Origin of the sequence: Halobacterium litoreum, from assembly GCF_021233415.1 — an archaeon.
Lineage (GTDB): Archaea > Halobacteriota > Halobacteria > Halobacteriales > Halobacteriaceae > Halobacterium > Halobacterium litoreum.
Genome location: NZ_CP089466.1, coordinates 2,007,575 through 2,024,678 on the forward strand (window position 1 = coordinate 2,007,575; position 17,104 = coordinate 2,024,678).

Consider the following 17,104-nt stretch of genomic DNA (forward strand, 5'->3'; position numbering starts at 1 on the left):
GAACGTGACGGGCGGCCAAAAGGTTACGTGAACTCTGAGAGGTCGCTCTGGACGCCCGCGACCATCGTGGACTTCCGGCGGAGCGCGCCCAGCGAGACGGGGAGGTGGTCGACGACTTCGCTGACGGCGCCGTGGAAGGTCTCGGCCTCGCCGGGCGTCCCGTCGAAGGCGTTGCGCACGCTCTCGCGGACCTGCCAGACGCCGACGGGCGCCCAGTAGTCGTCGCTGACCTCGCGGAGGACGAGGGCCTTCGCCTGTCGTCCTCGGTCCGCGAGGTGTTCGAGGACGCCGAGGCGGGAGGCGTAGTACGCGCCCGCCGTCTCGTCGACGTACCCCGTCCGGCCCTCGTAGCCCTCGCTCGCGGACGCCATCCAGAGGTCGCCCGCCGGGTCGGGGTTCCAGATGCTGCCGGGCGCCTTCATCTCCACGAGTTCGTACTCCCACCGGCCGGGCGCGAGAATCACCCAGTAGCGGTTGCCCATGTACTCCTCGACGTGAACCGTCACTCGGTCGACGCTCGGCGCGTCCCGAATCTGGCCGCGGAGGTACTGGCCGACGGTGTCGTCGACGGCCGTAATCGACCACCGCGTCGGGACGAGGCGGCGGTGTTCGGACTGCCCGAGCGCGCCCACCGACAGCACGCGGTTGATGTCGTAGACGTCGAGGCCGCGCCGGTAGAGGTACGTCATCGCGCCCTCCGCCGCCCAGTCGTCGTCTTCGAGGGTCTTCTCGACGTACCGCGGGACGTGGGGGTTCTCCGTGAGGTCGGCGGACTCCGCGCTGGCGTTCGGGCCGGAGGGCGCGTTTGCCGCGGGGTTCGTGTACTGGTCGCGGTCGAACTCCGGGGTGTTCGACAGTCCGATTTCCACGTCCACGGGCCGGTCGGCCATCGCCACCTCGCGCTGGGTGCCGACGAAGCCGTCCCAGACGTCGTGGACGTTCACGTTCGCCGCCCGGCGGGAGTTCAGCAGGCCGGTGCGGTACTGGAGGACGTTGTCGATGTCGAGGCCGCGGTCGTACCACTCGCCGCTGGTCGCGAACTCCTCGGGGTCGGCGTCGCCAGCCATCGGCGAGAGGATGCCCGCGGAGACGTTCGGGTACGAGGACCGACCGACGAACACCGAGGGCGCGGTCGCGCCGACGAGCGTGTCGCCCTGCACGGCGGACTCGAATCCGGACTGCACCTCGTCGACGTAGTCCAGAATCTCGTAGGACTTCTCGTCGGCGAGGCGCCGGCGTTCGGCTTCCTCGTCGGGGCGCAGTCCCTCGATGTAGTCGTCGAGTCGCACGCCGCGACGTACGACCCACGCGGGGTTAAGCGCTCGGTTGGAATCGGTGCGTGGTGCCGCGGCCGAAACGGCGGTAACGACCCGCGACGTACTGTGCGTGCGGTCGCGTCATCTGTCGGCCGTTCCGTGGTTGGAACGACCCGGGTCGCCACCCCGCGACCCAGGATTCTCCGCGAGCAGTGGCTCGCGAAATGAGACTCGCCGACTGCGGCGGGTGTCCGCAGCCACCCAGTCGAATCCGTGGTCTGTCGGACAACCTATTTACGCCCCCGTGTGGTACTTGTTAACATGAGTGTGGTCGAATCGCTCCGCCGACGGCTCGCGTCCGCGACGCCCGTCCGATACGAGTGCGGCCTCTGCACCGCGACCTACGACTACGAACCCCCGAACTGTCCGGCCTGCGGGAGCGTCGAAATCAGAGAAGTCTGAGTCAGTCCGCCTTCGCCTGCCACTCGCGGACGCTGTCGGCGCTCACGCCCGAGACCTCCTCGGCGAGCGCGTCCGCGTCCGCCTCGGTGAGGTCGCCGACGTCCTCGATGCCCGCGTCCTCCAGTTTCTCCGCCGTCTTCGGGCCGATGCCGTCCAGCACTTCCAGGCCCTTCTGTCGCTGGCGCTCCTGGTACTCCTCGTAGTTACAGATGGGGCAGCCGAGTTCCCACGGGTCGTCGTCGTCCTCCCCGTCGAACACGAGCAGTTCCGGCAAGTCGTGTTCCTCGCAGTACTCGTCGGTCACCTCGATGTCGCCGCGGCGCGGGAGCGGGAGCGAGTAGTCGCAATCCGGGTACCGCGTACAGCCGACCAGCCGGCTCCCGGACTGGAGTTGCTTGATGGCGAGTTCGCCGCCGTGTTCCTCGCCGCACTCCGGACAGGCACCGATGACGCGGTCCTCGGACTCGTCGGCCTCCTCGGCCGCACACAGCGGACAGCCGTGGACGAACGTGTTCCGGCCCGCCAGCATCTTCACCTCGTGGAGGTCGTGTTCCTCGCAGGTCTCGTCGAGCACGAGCGGTTCGCCCGTCGACGGCAGCGGGAGCGTGAACCGGCACTCGGGGTAGCCGTCACACCCGACGAAGTACGACCCGGTGCGGGACCGCCGGACGAGCAGCGTGTCGCCACACTCCGGACACGGCCCCAGCGTCTTGTCCGCCTTCAGGGAGTTCCGGAGGTGGTCGCCGATTTCCCCGCGCGAGGCCGTGAGTTCGTCGAACACGCGGTCGAGAATCTCGCGGGACTCCGCGGTCACCTCGTCTAAGGTCTTCTCGCCCTCGGCGATAGCGGTCATGTCGGCCTCCAGTTCGCTCGTCATCCCCTCGCTCACGACGAGGTCCGCGTACTCCTCGGCGGCCTCCACGACGGCCTTCGCGAGCGTCGTCGGGCGCGGCGGATTGTCCTCGATGTAGCCGCGGTCGTAGAGCTTCTCGATGGTGTTGTGGCGCGTCGACTTCGTGCCGATGCCCATCGACTCCATCGTCTCGATGAGGCGGCTCTGCCCGTACCGCCGCGGGGGCTGGGTCTGCTTGGCTTCCATCCGGGGGTCGGCGAGCGCGAGCGCGTCGCCCTCGTCGACGTCCGGCACGTAGTTCTCGCTCGTGTTGAAGTACGGATAGACCGCGTGGTAGCCGCGCTCCACGAGCCGTTTGCCGTTGGCCTTCAGGGACTCGCCGTCGGCGTCCGCGACGACCCGCAAGTGCTCCCAGACGGCGGGCTCCGCGAGCGTCGCGAAGAACCGCCGCACGACGAGTTCGTACACCTCCCACTCGTCCTCGGAGAGGTCGTTCCGGTTCGGGAAGTCCGTCGTCGGGTGAATCGGCGGGTGGTCGGTCGTCTCCTCGTCGCCCTCCGTCGGCGTCAGATCGTCGTGGTCGAGCAGGGACTCCGCGTCGTCCCCGAACACCGTGTTCTCGAACGCCGCGAGCAGTTCGCGCTCGTCCAAGTCGTCGGGGTAGACGGTGTTGTCGGTGCGCGGGTACGTGATGTAGCCCGCCGTGTAGAGGTCCTCGGCGATGCTCATCGCGCGACCCGCGGAGTAGCCGAGCGACCCCGCGGCGCGGATGAACTGCGTAGTGTTGAACGGCGCGGGCGGGTCGTCGCTCCGGGTGCGACGGGAGACCGACTGCACGATGGCCTCGCTCGCGGACTGGAGCGTCGCGAACGCCGCCTCGGCGTCGCCCTCGTCCCAGACGCGCTCGGCCTCGTTGCCGTCCTCGTCCTCGTAGAAGTACTGCGCCTCGAACGTGGTGTCGTCCTTGGTGAGGTCCGCGAACAGCTCCCAGTAGTCGTCGGGCTCGAACGCCTCGATTTCGCGTTCCTTGTCCACGATGAGTTTCAGGGTCGGGGACTGCACGCGACCCACGGAGATGAAGTCCTCGCCCATCTGCCGCGCGGACAGCGACAGGAACCGCGTCAGCGCGGCGCCCCACATCAGGTCGATTATCTGTCGGGCCTCGCCCGCCGCCGCGAGGTCGAAGTCGATGTCGTCCGGGTCCGCGAACGCCGACCGCACCTCGTTGTCCGTAATCGAGGAGAAGCGCACGCGCTTGACGGGGACATCCTCGTTCACGTCCCGCACCAGTTCGTAGGCCTCCTTCCCGATGAGTTCGCCCTCGCGGTCGTAGTCGGTCGCGATGACCACGTCGTCGGCCTCGCGAGCGAGGCGCTGGAGCGCGTTCACGATGTCCTCCTGTGTCGGTTCCTTCACCACGTCGGCGTGGACGAGTTCGGCCGGCTCGACGTCCCGCCAGTCCGAGTACTCCGGCGGGAAGTCCACGCCGACGACGTGCCCGGAGAGACCGATGCAGCGTCGGCCGCCCCACTTGTAGACGTTGACGCCCGCGACCGAATCGGTCGACGCCCCTCCCTCGGAGAGGATGTCGGCGATGCGTCGCGCGGCGTTGTTCTTCTCTGTGACGATGAGTTCCACGGTGTACCTCCACCCGGCTCGGGTGGTCGTTGGTTGCGGTAGGCCACAACGGCGTGTAAAGATTTCGCCCGCGAAAACCGCAAGCAGGCGACGGGACAAGGCGCGCTCGCGAGGGGCGTACGCGCCCGCCGTGCGAGCGAGCACGCACGAGGACTTACCACGCTGGCCGCCGACAGGTCGACTGTGAATCGCTACGACTTCGGCCGCTGGCTCGGCGTCGCGTTCGTCGCCATCGGCGTCGGCGCGCTCGCGCTCACGTACCCGCCGTCGGTCGCGCTCGGCGCACAGTTGGCCGCGCTCACCGCCGCCGGCGCGCTGTTCGTGCTCGCGGGCACCCCGAACCCCGCCCGCGACCGCTACGGCCCACACCGCCTGCTCGGCCTCGGCGACGTGCTCCTCGGGGCGTCTATCGTCGCCTCCGCGGTCGGCACCGGCCCCGGCGACGGCGGCCTGTTCTACCTCGCGGTCGTCGGCGCGGGCGGCGTCAGCCTCGCCGCCATCGGCCTCGGCTACATCTTCCGCCCGGACGCGTTCGGCCTCGGGCCGGACGGCTACCCGGCGGAGTGACTGCCCGACGCGTCGACGACGAGCGACTACTCGCCGTCGACGCGGTAGAACATCCCCTTCGACGCGGGCCGAGTCGCCTCGAAGCCCCACTGCTCGTAGAAGCCGTCCACGTCAGCCATCAGATTCACGTACGAGTTCGGCGGCGCGTGCTCGTCGACGTACGCCATCACCGCGTCCATCAGCCGTGAGCCGAGGCCGCGTCCCTGGTGGTCCGGGTGGACGACCATGTCACAGACGTGGTAGACCGAGCCGCCATCGCCGACGATTCGCGCCATGCCGACGGTTTCGTCGGTTCCGGCCGCCACCACCGTCGCGCCGTAGACCGAGTTCGGCAGCCCGCGCTCGACGCCCTCGCGGTCCCGTGTCGTCATCCCCGCCGCCTCGCGGAGTTCGAGGAAGCGCTCGGCCGTCGGCAGTTCCTCGCGGAGTTCGTAGGTCACAGACTCGGAACGGACGACTCTGCGGAAAACGGTGTCGGTGCTGGGCGGCGCAGAACAGCGGGAGACGCGGTTTACTCCAGCTCCTCGCGAAGGAGTTCGTTGACCTGTCCGGGGTCGGCGCTCCCGCCGGTCTTCTGCATGACCTGCCCGACGAGGAAGTTCAGCGCGCCGCCCTCGCCCGCGTGATAGTCCTCGACGGCGTCCGGGTTCTCCTCGATGGCCTCCTCGACGGCGGCCTGCACCTCGCCGCCCGTCGTCTTCCCGAGGTCCTCGCGCTCGACGATGTCGTCCGGTGCGTCGCCGTCGTCGAGCATCCCGCGGAGCACGACCTCTTTGGCGTTCTTCGCGGTGATTTCGTCCTCGGCGACGAGTTCGATGAGGCGCTCGAACTCCCCGAACCGGCCCTCGACCTCGCCGACGTCCATGTCGCGGTAGTTCAGTTCTCCGAGGATGTTGTCCGCCACCCACGTCGCCGCGAGGCCGGCGTCGTACTCGTCGGCCATCTCCTCGAAGAGGTCGGCGACCGCCTTCCGGGACGTCAGCTTGGAGGCGGTCTCGGCGCCGACGCCGTACTCCTCGCGGAAGCGCTCGCGGCGCGCGTCCGGCAGTTCCGGAATCGGAATCTCCGACTTCCAGTCCGACACTTCGAGGGGCGGGATGTCGGCCTCGCGGAAGTACCGGTAGTCTTTCTCCTCCTCCTTCGAGCGCATCGAGACCGTGATGCCGCGGGCCTCGTCCCAGTGGCGGGTCTCCTGTTCGACCTCGCGGCCGCGCTGAATCTGGTTTCGCTGGCGCGTAATCTCGTAGGCGAGGGCCTTCTCCGCGGCCTTGTGACTGGAGATGTTCTTCACCTCGGTACGGTTCGCGGCTTCGAGCGCGTCGTCGCTCGGCTCGCCGCCCGCGAGTTCGTCGGCGCCCATCATCGAGATGTTCGCGTCCACGCGCAGGCTGCCGTCGCGCTCCGCGTCGAAGATGCCGAGATATTCGAGGACTTCCGTGAGTTTCGCGAGGAACGACCGCACCTCGTCGGCGTCCCGGAAGTCCGGCCGGGTGACGATTTCCATCAGCGGCGTGCCGGCGCGGTTGTAGTTCACGAGCGTGTAGTCGGCGGTGTCGATGCTGCCGCCGACGTGCTGGAGGCTCCCGGGGTCCTCCTCGAGGTGCGCGCGCTCGATGCCGATAGTGCGCCGGTCGTCGCCCACCGCCACGTCGAGTTCGCCGTCCTGGCAAATCGGGGCGTCGTACTGCGTGATCTGGAACCCCTTCGGGAGGTCCGGGTAGAAGTAGTTCTTCCGGTGGAACCGGGTGCGCTCGGGGATGTCCGCGTCGATGGCTTTCCCGAGTTTCACGGCGGCCTCGACGGCGCCCTCGTTCAACACGGGGAGCGCCCCCGGGAGTCCGAGACAGACGGGGCAGGTGTGCGTGTTCGGTTCGGCGTCCGCGGTGTCGGTCGAACACCCACAGAAGATTTTGGTGTCCGTTTCCAGTTGCACGTGGACCTCCAGACCGATGACGGCCGCGAGGTCCTGCGTGGCGGCCTGCGCGCTCATTGCCGGTCGATTCGCGGCGCGGGCGCTTAGGACTAACGAAGCCCCGACCCCGCGAGAGTTACCAGAGAACGGATATTTGTCTGACGCTCGTCCGACCTACGCTTTTACGTTTCGAGCGCGGTTGAACGTGCATGACCGACGACGCGAAACGCGTGGACGAACTGGAGGAGCGAGTCAGCGAACTGGAAGCCACGGTGCGCGGCCTCACCGAGGAACTCGTGGACGCCAGCGAACGCATCCGCACGCTGGAGGCGGAACTCGACCAGACGCCGAGCACGGAGGAACTCCGGGACGCCCACGAGGAAACCCCCGTCACCGGCGAAGGCGACGCCGACGGAGACGAAGCGACTAAAGGCGAGGCCGGCGACGACGGGGACAACGAGGAATCCGGCCTCGACGACATCATCGTCGCCTGAGGTCGGCTCCGTCTCCCCATGTACATCGACGAAATCGTCCTCGAGAACTTCAAGAGCTTCGGCGGCACGACGAGGATTCCCTTCTACGAGGACTTCACCACAATCAGCGGGCCGAACGGCTCCGGGAAGTCCAACATCATCGACGCCGTGTTGTTCTCGCTGGGCCTCGCTCGCACCTCGGGAATGCGCGCGGAGAAACTCACGGACCTCATCTACAACCCCTCCCACGACGGCGAAGGCGAAGCCGCCGGCCCGAGAGAGGCCAGCGTCGAAGTCGTCTTGAACAACGAGGACGGCACGCTGTCGCGCTCGCAGGTCACCACGGCCGCCGGCTCCGACAGCGTCGGCGACGTGGACAAAATCACCGTGAAGCGCCGCGTCAAGCGAACCGAGGACAACTACTACTCCTATTACTACCTGAACGGCCGGTCGGTGAACCTCTCGGACATTCGGGACTTGCTCGCGCAGGCTGGCGTCGCCCCAGAGGGGTACAACGTCGTGATGCAGGGCGACGTGACCGGCATCATCAACATGACCGCGGGCGAGCGCCGCGAAATCGTGGACGAAATCGCGGGCGTCGCGGAGTTCGACGCGAAGAAGGCCGACGCCTTCGACGAACTGGAAGTCGTCGAGGAGCGCATCAGCGAGGCCGACCTGAAAATCGAGGAGAAACACGAGCGCCTCGACCAACTCGCGGACGAACGCGAGACGGCACTCGAGTACAAGGGCCTGCGCGACGAGAAACAGGAGTACGAGAGTTACGCGAAGGCCGCCGAACTGGAGGAGAAACGCGAGGACCTCGACGCCACCCGGGCGGACGCCGCCGAGCGCGAGGCCGAACTCGACGACCTCCAGGAGGAACTCGACGAGCGCCGCGGGAAGGTGATGCGCCTCGAAGAGGACCTCGAAGACCTGAACGCGGAAATCGAGCGGAAGGGCGAGGACGAGCAGTTGGCCATCAAGCGCGAGATGGAGGAGATAAAGGGCGACATCTCGCGGCTGGAGGACAAGGTCGAGGGCGCCGAGGAGCGCATTCAGGACGCCGAGAACGAGCGCCGGCAGGCGTTCGTCGAAATCGACCGCAAGCAGGAGCAAATCGACGACCTCGAAGACGACATCCGGGACGTGAAAGTCGAGAAGGCGTCCGTGAAGGCCGACGTGCAGGAGAAGCAGGCCGACCTCGCGGACGTGGAGGCGGAAATCGAGTCCGTCGACACCGAGTTCGACGAACTCAAGGCCGAACTCGCGGAGAAGAAGGAGCGACTGGAGGACGCCAAGAGCGAGCGCAACGACCTCCAGCGCGAGCAGGACCGCCTGCTGGACGAGGCCAACCGGCGGTCGAACGAGATCAGCGACGCGCAGGACGAACTCGAAGACGCCCGCGAGAAACTGCCCGAACTCGACGCGACGCTGGACGACCTGCAGGACGAACTGGTGAAGGCCAAGCGCAACCGCGAGCAGATAAACGACGTCGTGGAGGACCTGAAACAGGAGAAGTCCGAGCGACAGGACGACCTCGCGGACGTCGAAGACGACCTCTCCGCGGCCCAGGAGGAGTACGCGCGGCTCGAAGCGCAGGCCGACCAGTCCGGCGACAGTTCCTACGGGAAGGCGGTGTCGACGATTCTGAACAGCGGGAAGGAGGGCGTCCACGGCACGGTCGCCCAACTGGGCGGCGTCAGCGAGCAGTACGCGACGGCCTGCGAGACGGCGGCGGGCGGCCGGCTGGCGAACGTCGTGGTGGACGACGACGGCACGGGCCAGCGCTGCATCGAGTACCTGAAACAGCGGAACGCGGGCCGCGCCACCTTCCTCCCCATCACGAAGATGCGCCACCGGTCGCTCCCGAGCACGCCGAGCATGCCGGGCGTGGTGGACTTCGCGTACAACCTCGTGGACTTCGACGAGCAGTACGCGCCCGTGTTCTCGTACGTCCTCGGGGACACGCTCGTCGTGGAGAACATGGAGACGGCCCGCGACCTGATGGGCGACTACCGCCTCGTCACGCTGTCGGGCGAACTCGTGGAGAAGTCCGGCGCGATGACGGGCGGGTCGCGGTCCGGGTCGCGGTACTCCTTCTCGAAGTCCGGCAAGGGGCAACTCGAACGCGTCGCCGAGCGCATCCAGCGCCTCGAAGACGAGCGCGAGTCGATTCGAGAGGACGTCCGGGAAATCGACGAGCGCCTCGACGACGCCCGGGACCGGCGACAGGACGCGACCGACCAGGTGCGCTCGATTCAAAACGACATCGAGCAGGCCGAGAACGAGCGCGAGAGCGCCGAGGAGCGCATCGACGAACTGGAGGCGCGCATCGAGGAGTTGCAGGGCGAGCGCGAGGACGTGGACGAGAAGATGCAGGCCATCGAGGCCGACATCGACGACCAGAAAGCGGTCATCGCGGACGTCGAGGCGGACATCGAGGAACTGGAGAGCGAACTCGCGGACTCGAAGATTCCCGACCTCACCGCGGAGAAAGAGGACATCGAAGCGGACATCGGCGACCTCGAGGACCGCGTGGACGACCTCGACGGCGACCTGAACAGCCTCCAGTTGGAGAAGGAGTACGCCGAGGACGCCGTGGAGGACCTCCACGACGACATCGAGGCGGCCCAGAACCGGAAGGCCGAACAGCAGGAACGCATCTCCGAGTTGGAGGAGCAAATCGAGGGCAAGCGCGAGACCCTCGAAGCGAAAGAGGAGGCCGTCGCGGAACTGGAGGAAGAACTCGCGGAACTGAAAGGCGAGCGCGAGGACCTCAAGGAAGCGCTACGAGAGGCGAAGTCGGCACGCGACGAGAAAGCAAGCGAGGTCGAGCAGGTGAAAAATCGACTGGAGAGCCTGCGGAAGGCCGAGGCGCGCCTCGAGGAGGAAATCGAGGAGCTGGACGACGCGGTCGGCGACTACGACCCCGAGGAGATTCCCGACCTCGACGAGGTCGAGGAGAACGTCCAGCGCCTCGAACGCCGGATGGAGGCCCTCGAACCGGTGAACATGCTCGCCATCGACGAGTACGACGAGGTCGAGGCCGAACTCGACGACCTCGAGGCCAAGCGGGAGACGCTGGTGGAGGAACGCGACGGGATTCAGGACCGCATCGCGCGCTTCGACGAGCAGAAGAAGGCGACGTTCATGGAGGCGTTCGACGCCATCAACGACCACTTCCAGCGCATCTTCTCGCGGCTGTCGGCTGGCACCGGTGAACTCGAACTCGAAGACCCCGAGGACCCCTTCGAGGGCGGCCTGACGATGAAGGCCCAGCCGGCGGACAAGCCGGTGCAGCGACTGGACGCGATGAGCGGCGGGGAGAAGTCCCTGACCGCGCTCGCGTTCATCTTCGCGATTCAGCGCCACAACCCCGCGCCGTTCTACGCGCTGGACGAAGTGGACGCGTTCCTCGACGCGGTGAACGCGGACCGCGTCGGCGAACTCGTGGACGAACTCGCGGGCGACGCGCAGTTCGTCGTCGTGAGCCACCGCTCCGCGATGCTCGACCGGTCCGAGCGCGCCATCGGCGTGACGATGCAGGAGGACAACCGCAGCGTCGTGACGGGCATCGACCTGTCGGCGCAGGGGGCGACGGCAGATGATTAGGGAGGGCTCCGAGCCGGAGGCGACGGAGCCCTCCGAAAAGCCGAGCGGCGAGCGCAGTGAGCCGCGAGGCAGTGAGGGCGGCGCGGACGAGCGAAGCGAGTCCGCCGACGCGGACCGAGACGACGGCCTGCGCGCGGACGGCGGCGACGTACCGCTGGACATCACCGGACACGAAGAGCGGAAAGAAGAGCGCGAGGGCGAGAGCGACGCGAAGCAGAACGGGGCTGTAGACGGCGAGTCGCTGCTGGCGGACGCGCCCGCCGACCCGGAGCCGGACCCCGAGGACGACGAGGTGGAGCCGGTCGAACTGCTCGTCCAACTGGCGAAGGACGGCGAGATAGAGCCGTGGGACATCGACATCGTGGCGGTGACGGACAAGTTCCTCGAAGCGATGGACGAGGCGGACCTGCGGACGTCGGGGCGGGCGCTGTTCTACGCGAGCGTCCTGCTGCGGATGAAGAGCGACGCGATGCTGGACGACGGCGACGACGAACCCGAGGAGGAGGCAGTCGACGACCGACCGCCGTGGGAGGCGCCGCCGGACGCCGAGGGCGGCGCACCCGCCTACGACCCGGTGAACGCGCTGGAGGCGGAGATGGACCGCCGCCTCGACCGCAAGCACGCCCGCGGGAACCCGGAGACGCTGGACGAACTGGTGCGTGACCTCCGGGAGGCCGAGCGCGGGTCGTGGTGGAAGGAGTCCCGCGAGTACGACACCTCCGACTCGCCGCAGGGGTTCCGTCGGGGCGTCCAGGAACTGGACTACCACTCGGGGGACGACCTGCGGATGGACGACGAACCGACCGAGGCCGAGGCCCTCGGCACCGCCCACGAGGAGGACATCGAGGCGACCATCGAGGACGTGGAGGGCGCGCTCGACGACCAGTACGGCGCGGGCCGCACGGAAGTCCTCTACGAGGAGGTGGCCGACGCCGGCCCGTCGCGCGTCCAGACGTTCCTCGCGTTGCTGTTTCTCGCGCACCGCGGCGCGGTGACGCTCGAACAGGACGACCTGTTCGGCGACCTCTGGGTGTGTGACCCGGACGCCGCGGCCACCGAAGAACCGGCGACGGCCGACTGACGCTCGCGACGCGGACGGCGCGAGTATCGAGGCTTCGAGAATCGAGGCGGAAATGCGAGCGACTAGAACTGGAACCAGTCAGTGACGCGGCCGGAGTCGTGGAGCCGCCAGCGCTGGCGAGCGGCGCCCGCGCCCGCCGCTTCGATGGTGAGCGTCGCGTCGAACAGCGGTTCGAACGTCGCGAGCACGTCGTCGTCGACGTTCGCGGAGACGTGTGCGTGCCCCATCCCGTTCACGTCGCGGACGGCGCCCGTGAGCAGGTGGAGGAAGCGAAAGAGGCGTTCCTCGGAGGCGTCGTCGCCGGCGGCGTCGAGGAACGGGTCGAGGCCGTCGAGGCAGAGGCGGACTTCGCCGGGGCCGTCGGCGCCCGCGGCGACCCGGTCGAGCGCGCGGTCGGTCGCGTCGAACAGCGTCTCGTAGTCGGTGAGGGAGTCGACGCCCTCGTACCAGTCGTCGTCGGTCTGGAACGGCGTGGGCGTCGGGCCGGCTGTCGACGGCGTGGCCGACGCGACGCTCCGCGTGTCGGGCGTGGCGTCCACGACGGCGAACGAGCCGGCGTCCGTGCGGCGGGGGCGGTGTCGGTCGAGGACCGTGTCGACGTCGGAGGCTGTCGTCAGGAAGACGTGGTGGCGGTCGAGTTCGGGTGCGCCGAGCAGGCGCTCGCAGGCGGGGTCGCGGCCGCGCGCGTCGCTTCGCACGAGGACGTTACAGCCGCCGCGTTTCAACTCGGCGAGTTCGTTCGAGAACGCCTCCGCGTCGATACGACCACCCATAGTCTACCGTAACCAACGGGGCAACGGTATTTACATTTTTGCCTCTCGGGCGCGAATCTTAGGTCGGTGGCGCGTCCTAGAAACGTTCAGAGGTAGTCGCCGAGCAGGACGTCGACTCGCTCGCGGGTCTCCTCGGGGATGGCCTCGGTCGGCGTGTTCACGGTGCCTTCGAGGCTGTGCCCGCAGTCGCAGTCGCGCTCGTCGGGCAGCGTCTCGATGGCGTGCTCGACGGTCCGCTTGATGGCGGTCTCGTTGGCGGCGGCGTTCTCTAGGACCTCTTCGAGCGTGACCTCGCTGTCTTCCTTCCAGACGTCGTAGTCGGTGACGCCCGCGACGGTGGCGTAACACATCTCGGCTTCGCGCGCGAGTTTCGCCTCCGGGATGGCGGTCATCCCGACGAGGTCCCAGCCCTGGGCCTTGTAGAACTCCGACTCGGCGCGCGTCGAGTACTGCGGCCCCTCGATGCAGACGTAGGTGCCGCCCTCCTGCGTTTCCGCGTCGGTGGCGTCCTCGGCGGACTCGTGGAGGTGCTCGACCATGTGCGGGCAGTACGGGTCCGCGAACGGCTGGTGGACGACCACGCCGTCGCCGAAGAACGTCGAGTCGCGGTGTTTCGTGCGGTCGAAAATCTGGTCCGGAACGACCAGCGTCTGGGGCGGCAGGTCCTCCTTGAGGCTGCCCACCGCGTTCGACGCGAGGATGCGCTCGACGCCGAGTTGCTTGAGCGCGTAGATGTTCGCCTTGTACGGGAGATTCGTCGGGGAGCGCTGGTGGTCCTCGCCGTGTCGCGGCAGGAACGCCACCTCGGTGCCGGTGTCGCCGAACTCGCCGACCGTCACGGGCGCGCTCGGGTCACCGTACGGCGTCGTCACTTCTTCCTCGCGCACGTCGTTCAGCGGGAGCGCCTCGTAGATACCGGAACCGCCGATGAAGCCGATCATACCCCGGAGGTGGAGGCGGACGCACCTAAACGATGCGCTACGACGCGGCGCCCTCGTCGGCCGCCGCTAGTCGTCGACGCGCAGCTTCCACTCGGCGTCCCCGGCTTTCACGAGGACGTCGCGGCGCACCATCTCCTCGAGGACTTCGTCGAGGCGGTCGGGTTGGGCTATCTCCATCTCGATGCGTTCGACGTCGTGGTAGTCGGCGAGCAGGTGGCGCAGTTCCTCTTTCGTGTACGGGCCGTCGCCGTCCGTCTCCATCACGCCCGAAATGATGTCCACCATGTCCTCGATGAAGTTCCACGGATAGACGACCCACGCCCACTGGTCGAGGCGTTCGCCGACGAAGTCGGGTTCGAACTCGCTCGTCTGGAGGAGTTGGAGCGTCGCGGTCCGAATCTCGTTGGCGTTCCGGTCGGCGACGTACTCGTGGGCGTGCTCGATGGAGCCGCCGGTGTCGGCGATGTCGTCGATGATGAGGACGTCCTTGTCCTCGACGGAACCCTCCGGCATCGGATACCGGACTTCGGGTTCGTTTGATTTCTCGGCGGTGCCGACGTAGTGTTCCATCTTCAGGCTGGTGAGGTCGTTCAGACCGAGGAAGTCACACATACAGCGGCCCGCGAACCAGCCGCCGCGGGCGAGCGCGACGACCACGTCGGGCTCGAACTCGTCGGCCTTGACCTGGTCGCTCACGTCGCGGCAGAGTCCGTAGATGTACTCCCAGTTGGTGATAGTACACTTGAAGTCGTCCGGGAGGTCACTCATTGCGTGTTGGGAGTCGCGCGCGTCGACACTTAACGGTTTACAGGCGCTCTCGCGGCGCGGGACCGCGACCGGGGTTTCCTTGTGCTGGCCCGCGTAGCCACTGCCATGCGACCCCCGACTCGCCGCGACGCCCTCCGACTCGCCGCCGGCGGCCTCGTCGCGCTCGCCGGCTGTTCGTCGAACGACGGCGGCGACACGACGACCGAGACGACGGAGCAGACGACCACCACCGAGCGGGCGACGACCACCCAGACGACGACCGCGCCGGACGCCCAGCGCGAGACCGCGGTCCGCATCGTCACTCTGCTCGCGGACGGCGACTACGAGACGGCCCACGGCCTGCTCGCGCCGAGCGTGCGCGAGCAGTTGTCGGTGAGCGGCCTCCGGCAGGCGTGGGAGCAGACGACCGGTGAGTACGGCCGGTTCTCCGGGGTTTCGGGCGTCGAGCGCACGACCGCGCAGGGGTACGACGTGCTGGTGGTGCGCGCGACCTTCGAGGCGGGCGTGCTGTCGGTGCCGGTGACGTTCGACGGCGGTTCCGTCGTCGGTCTCCGGTTCGTGCCGCCGGAGTCGGCGTACTCGCCGCCCGCGTACGCCGACCAGTCGGCGTTCTCCGAGACGGACCTCGCGCTGTCGTCGCCGGCCTGCGAGTTGGGCGCGACGCTCACGACGCCCGCCGACGGCGCCGACGTGGGCGTCGTCCTCGTCCACGGCTCCGGGCCGAACGACCGCGACGAGACCATCGGCCCGAACAAGCCCCTGAAGGACCTCGCGTGGGGGCTGGCGTCGGAGGGCGTCGCCGCCCTGCGGTACGACAAGCGCACGTACGCCTGCGACGCGGCGACCAGCGAACTCGGCTTTGGCGCGCTCGTCACCGACGACGCGCTCACCGCGCTCTCGCGCCTTCGTTCCGAGACGGACGTGAGCGAGACGGCGGTCGTCGGGCACAGCCTCGGCGCGTACGCCGCGCCTCGAATCGCCGAACTCGACGGCGACGCGTCGGCGTTCCTGCTCGCCGCGCCCTCGCGCCCGCTGTACGCAATCGTCCCCGACCAAGTGCGGTACCTCGCGAACCTCGACGGGAGCGTCACCGACGCGGAGCGCGCGCAAATCGACGCCGTCGAGTCGACGGCCGACCGCCTCGCGGCGGGGAACTACGAACAGGGCGGGTTCGCGTGGAGCGCGTCGTTCTGGCGGGACGTCGCCGGCTACGACCCCGTGGCGGCCGCGACCGAACTGGACGCCGCGGTGTACGCCCTGCAGGGCGGCCGCGACTATCAGGTGAGTCCGACCGAGGACTTCCCGGCGTGGCAGGAGGCCCTGTCGAACGACCGCACGCGGCTGTACGACGACCTGAACCACCTGTTCATGCCGGGGGAGGGCCAGCCGAACCCGAGCGAGTACTTCCGCCCGGGGAACGTCGCCGAGTCCGTAATCGCGGACCTCGCCGGCTGGCTGACCGCGTGACAGGGCGAATCGTTTTGTAGCGCTGTCACGACTCCCTAGGTATGTTCGACGCGATACTGTTCCCCACCGACGGGAGCGACGGCGCGGACGCCGCACTCGACTTCGTCCTGGACGTGGCGGTCGCCCACGACGCGACCCTGCACCTGTTGAGCGTCGCGGACACCTCCCGCAGCGCGGTCGAACAGCAGGCCGAGGTCGTCGAGACGCTGGAGTCGAACGCCGAGCGCGTGGTGGCGGACGCGGCCGAGCAAGCGCGCGAACGCGGCATCGACGCGACTGCGGAAGTGCGGGCGGGCGCCCCGCACAGCGCCATCTGCGACTACGCGACGGACGCCGGCGTGGACGTGGTGGTGATGCCGACGCGCGGGCGGCGCGGCCTCGAGCGGTTCCTGCTCGGGTCGACGACGGAGCGCGTCGTCAGGCGCTCGGACGTCCCGGTGTTGACGCTCCGCCCGGACGCCGGCGACGCAGACTACCCGTTCGAGTCGGTGCTGGTGGCGACCGACGGGAGCGACGGCGCGGACGCCGCCCTCGACCGGGGCGTCGCGGTGGCGGACGCCGAGGACGCGGCGCTCCACTTGCTGTCGGTCGTGAACGTGACGAGTCTCGGCGCCGACGTGCGAAGCGACATCGCGGTGGACGCCCTCGAACAGAGCGCGAACGTGATTCTCGACGACGCCGCGGCGCGCGCGAACGGCGCGGGCGTCGACCCGGCGACCCGCGAGGTGGCGTTCGGTTCGTCGGTCCACCGCGCGATTCTGGACTTCGTCGACGAGCGCGACGCGGACCTGGTGGTCGTCGGAACGCACGGCCGCACCGGGTTCGACCGGTACGTCCTCGGGAGCGTCGCGGAGTACCTCGTGCGCACCTCGCCGGTGCCCGTGTTGACGGTGCGGGCGCCCGAGACCGAGTGACAGAGTAGTTACTTTTCCGACATCTTATGCGGCCGGCCGCCGACTGAACGGACATGGGCGAACTCGAAACCGAAATCGAGACGACGCGCACAGAGGCCGCGAGACACCTCCGAGCGCTCGCCGACCAACTCGACGCTGACGGCGACGTCTCGTTGACAGTCGGCGACCGACAGGTCACCCTCGACCCCACCGAGCCGGTGACGTTCAAGGTGGAAGGCGAGTCCGACTACAGCGAGGGCGACGCGCGGGCGAAACAGAGCATCGAGGTCGAGTTGGTCTGGTGGCGCGACGTCGACAGCGCCGAGGCCGCGCGCCTCGACGTCGAACCCGCGGGGGAGTAACCGCGGCCGCGCGACGGGCGTCGGTACCGGAGGAAAACACGCAACA

Annotated in this window: 15 protein-coding genes; 8 read left to right on the forward strand and 7 right to left on the reverse strand. The window is 68.3% G+C overall.

The window, feature by feature from the left end:
* Positions 1–23 precede the first annotated feature (23 nt).
* Complete coding sequence (gene nreA / locus LT972_RS11045; protein ID WP_232570354.1) at positions 24–1,289, reverse strand: DNA repair protein NreA; 1,266 nt, start codon at positions 1,287–1,289, stop codon at positions 24–26.
* A 288-nt stretch (positions 1,290–1,577) separates the two neighbouring features.
* On the opposite strand from nreA, the gene LT972_RS11050 reads away from it, so the two are divergent.
* A complete protein-coding gene (locus LT972_RS11050) occupies positions 1,578–1,718 on the forward strand; it encodes a hypothetical protein (protein ID WP_232570356.1) in 141 nt (46 codons plus the stop codon).
* Position 1,719: 1 nt separating this feature from the next.
* Here LT972_RS11050 and LT972_RS11055 read toward each other — a convergent pair whose 3' ends face one another.
* Positions 1,720–4,209, reverse strand: a complete 2,490-nt coding sequence (locus tag LT972_RS11055; protein WP_232570357.1) for a DNA topoisomerase I — start codon at positions 4,207–4,209, stop codon at positions 1,720–1,722.
* Positions 4,210–4,392: 183 nt separating this feature from the next.
* On the opposite strand from LT972_RS11055, the gene LT972_RS11060 reads away from it, so the two are divergent.
* Complete coding sequence (locus LT972_RS11060) at positions 4,393–4,776, forward strand: hypothetical protein (protein WP_232570359.1); 384 nt, start codon at positions 4,393–4,395, stop codon at positions 4,774–4,776.
* Between the two features lie 26 nt (positions 4,777–4,802).
* On the opposite strand, the gene LT972_RS11065 is transcribed toward LT972_RS11060, so the two are convergent.
* On the reverse strand, positions 4,803–5,216 hold the full coding sequence (locus LT972_RS11065) for a GNAT family N-acetyltransferase (RefSeq protein ID WP_232570361.1): 414 nt from the start codon (positions 5,214–5,216) through the stop codon (positions 4,803–4,805).
* 71 nt (positions 5,217–5,287) lie between these two features.
* Positions 5,288–6,766 (reverse strand): Asp-tRNA(Asn)/Glu-tRNA(Gln) amidotransferase subunit GatB, encoded by a 1,479-nt coding sequence (gene gatB / locus LT972_RS11070; protein WP_232570363.1) that lies wholly within the window; start codon positions 6,764–6,766, stop codon positions 5,288–5,290.
* A 131-nt stretch (positions 6,767–6,897) separates the two neighbouring features.
* Between gatB and LT972_RS11075 the strand changes: the two genes are divergently transcribed.
* The 3 genes from LT972_RS11075 to LT972_RS11085 are packed head-to-tail and all read left to right on the forward strand — an operon-like array spanning position 6,898 to position 11,854.
* Positions 6,898–7,182: a DUF7518 family protein gene (locus LT972_RS11075; RefSeq protein WP_232570365.1), complete on the forward strand. Its 285-nt coding sequence runs from the start codon at positions 6,898–6,900 to the stop codon at positions 7,180–7,182.
* 18 nt (positions 7,183–7,200) lie between these two features.
* Positions 7,201–10,773, forward strand: a complete 3,573-nt coding sequence (gene smc, locus LT972_RS11080; RefSeq protein WP_232570367.1) for a chromosome segregation protein SMC — start codon at positions 7,201–7,203, stop codon at positions 10,771–10,773.
* Positions 10,766–11,854: a segregation and condensation protein A gene (locus LT972_RS11085; protein WP_232570369.1), complete on the forward strand. Its 1,089-nt coding sequence runs from the start codon at positions 10,766–10,768 to the stop codon at positions 11,852–11,854. The genes smc and LT972_RS11085 overlap by 8 nt, the downstream gene beginning before the upstream one ends.
* A 62-nt stretch (positions 11,855–11,916) precedes the next feature.
* Here LT972_RS11085 and LT972_RS11090 read toward each other — a convergent pair whose 3' ends face one another.
* The 3 genes from LT972_RS11090 to LT972_RS11100 form a co-directional block, all read right to left on the reverse strand.
* On the reverse strand, positions 11,917–12,627 hold the full coding sequence (locus LT972_RS11090) for a DUF7504 family protein (RefSeq protein WP_232570371.1): 711 nt from the start codon (positions 12,625–12,627) through the stop codon (positions 11,917–11,919).
* Between the two features lie 86 nt (positions 12,628–12,713).
* Positions 12,714–13,568, reverse strand: coding sequence for an S-methyl-5'-thioadenosine phosphorylase (mtnP, locus tag LT972_RS11095; protein ID WP_232570373.1), 855 nt, complete (start codon positions 13,566–13,568; stop codon positions 12,714–12,716).
* Between the two features lie 66 nt (positions 13,569–13,634).
* Positions 13,635–14,336, reverse strand: a complete 702-nt coding sequence (locus LT972_RS11100; protein WP_232570375.1) for a phosphoribosyltransferase — start codon at positions 14,334–14,336, stop codon at positions 13,635–13,637.
* 105 nt (positions 14,337–14,441) lie between these two features.
* Between LT972_RS11100 and LT972_RS11105 the strand changes: the two genes are divergently transcribed.
* The 3 genes from LT972_RS11105 to LT972_RS11115 are packed head-to-tail and all read left to right on the forward strand — an operon-like array spanning position 14,442 to position 17,058.
* Positions 14,442–15,803 (forward strand): alpha/beta hydrolase, encoded by a 1,362-nt coding sequence (locus LT972_RS11105; RefSeq protein WP_232570377.1) that lies wholly within the window; start codon positions 14,442–14,444, stop codon positions 15,801–15,803.
* Positions 15,804–15,844: 41 nt separating this feature from the next.
* The gene (locus tag LT972_RS11110; protein ID WP_232570379.1) at positions 15,845–16,717 is read left to right on the forward strand and encodes a universal stress protein; all 873 of its coding nucleotides are present in this window, start codon (positions 15,845–15,847) and stop codon (positions 16,715–16,717) included.
* 53 nt (positions 16,718–16,770) lie between these two features.
* Positions 16,771–17,058: an amphi-Trp domain-containing protein gene (locus LT972_RS11115; RefSeq protein ID WP_232570381.1), complete on the forward strand. Its 288-nt coding sequence runs from the start codon at positions 16,771–16,773 to the stop codon at positions 17,056–17,058.
* Positions 17,059–17,104: the final 46 nt, after the last annotated feature.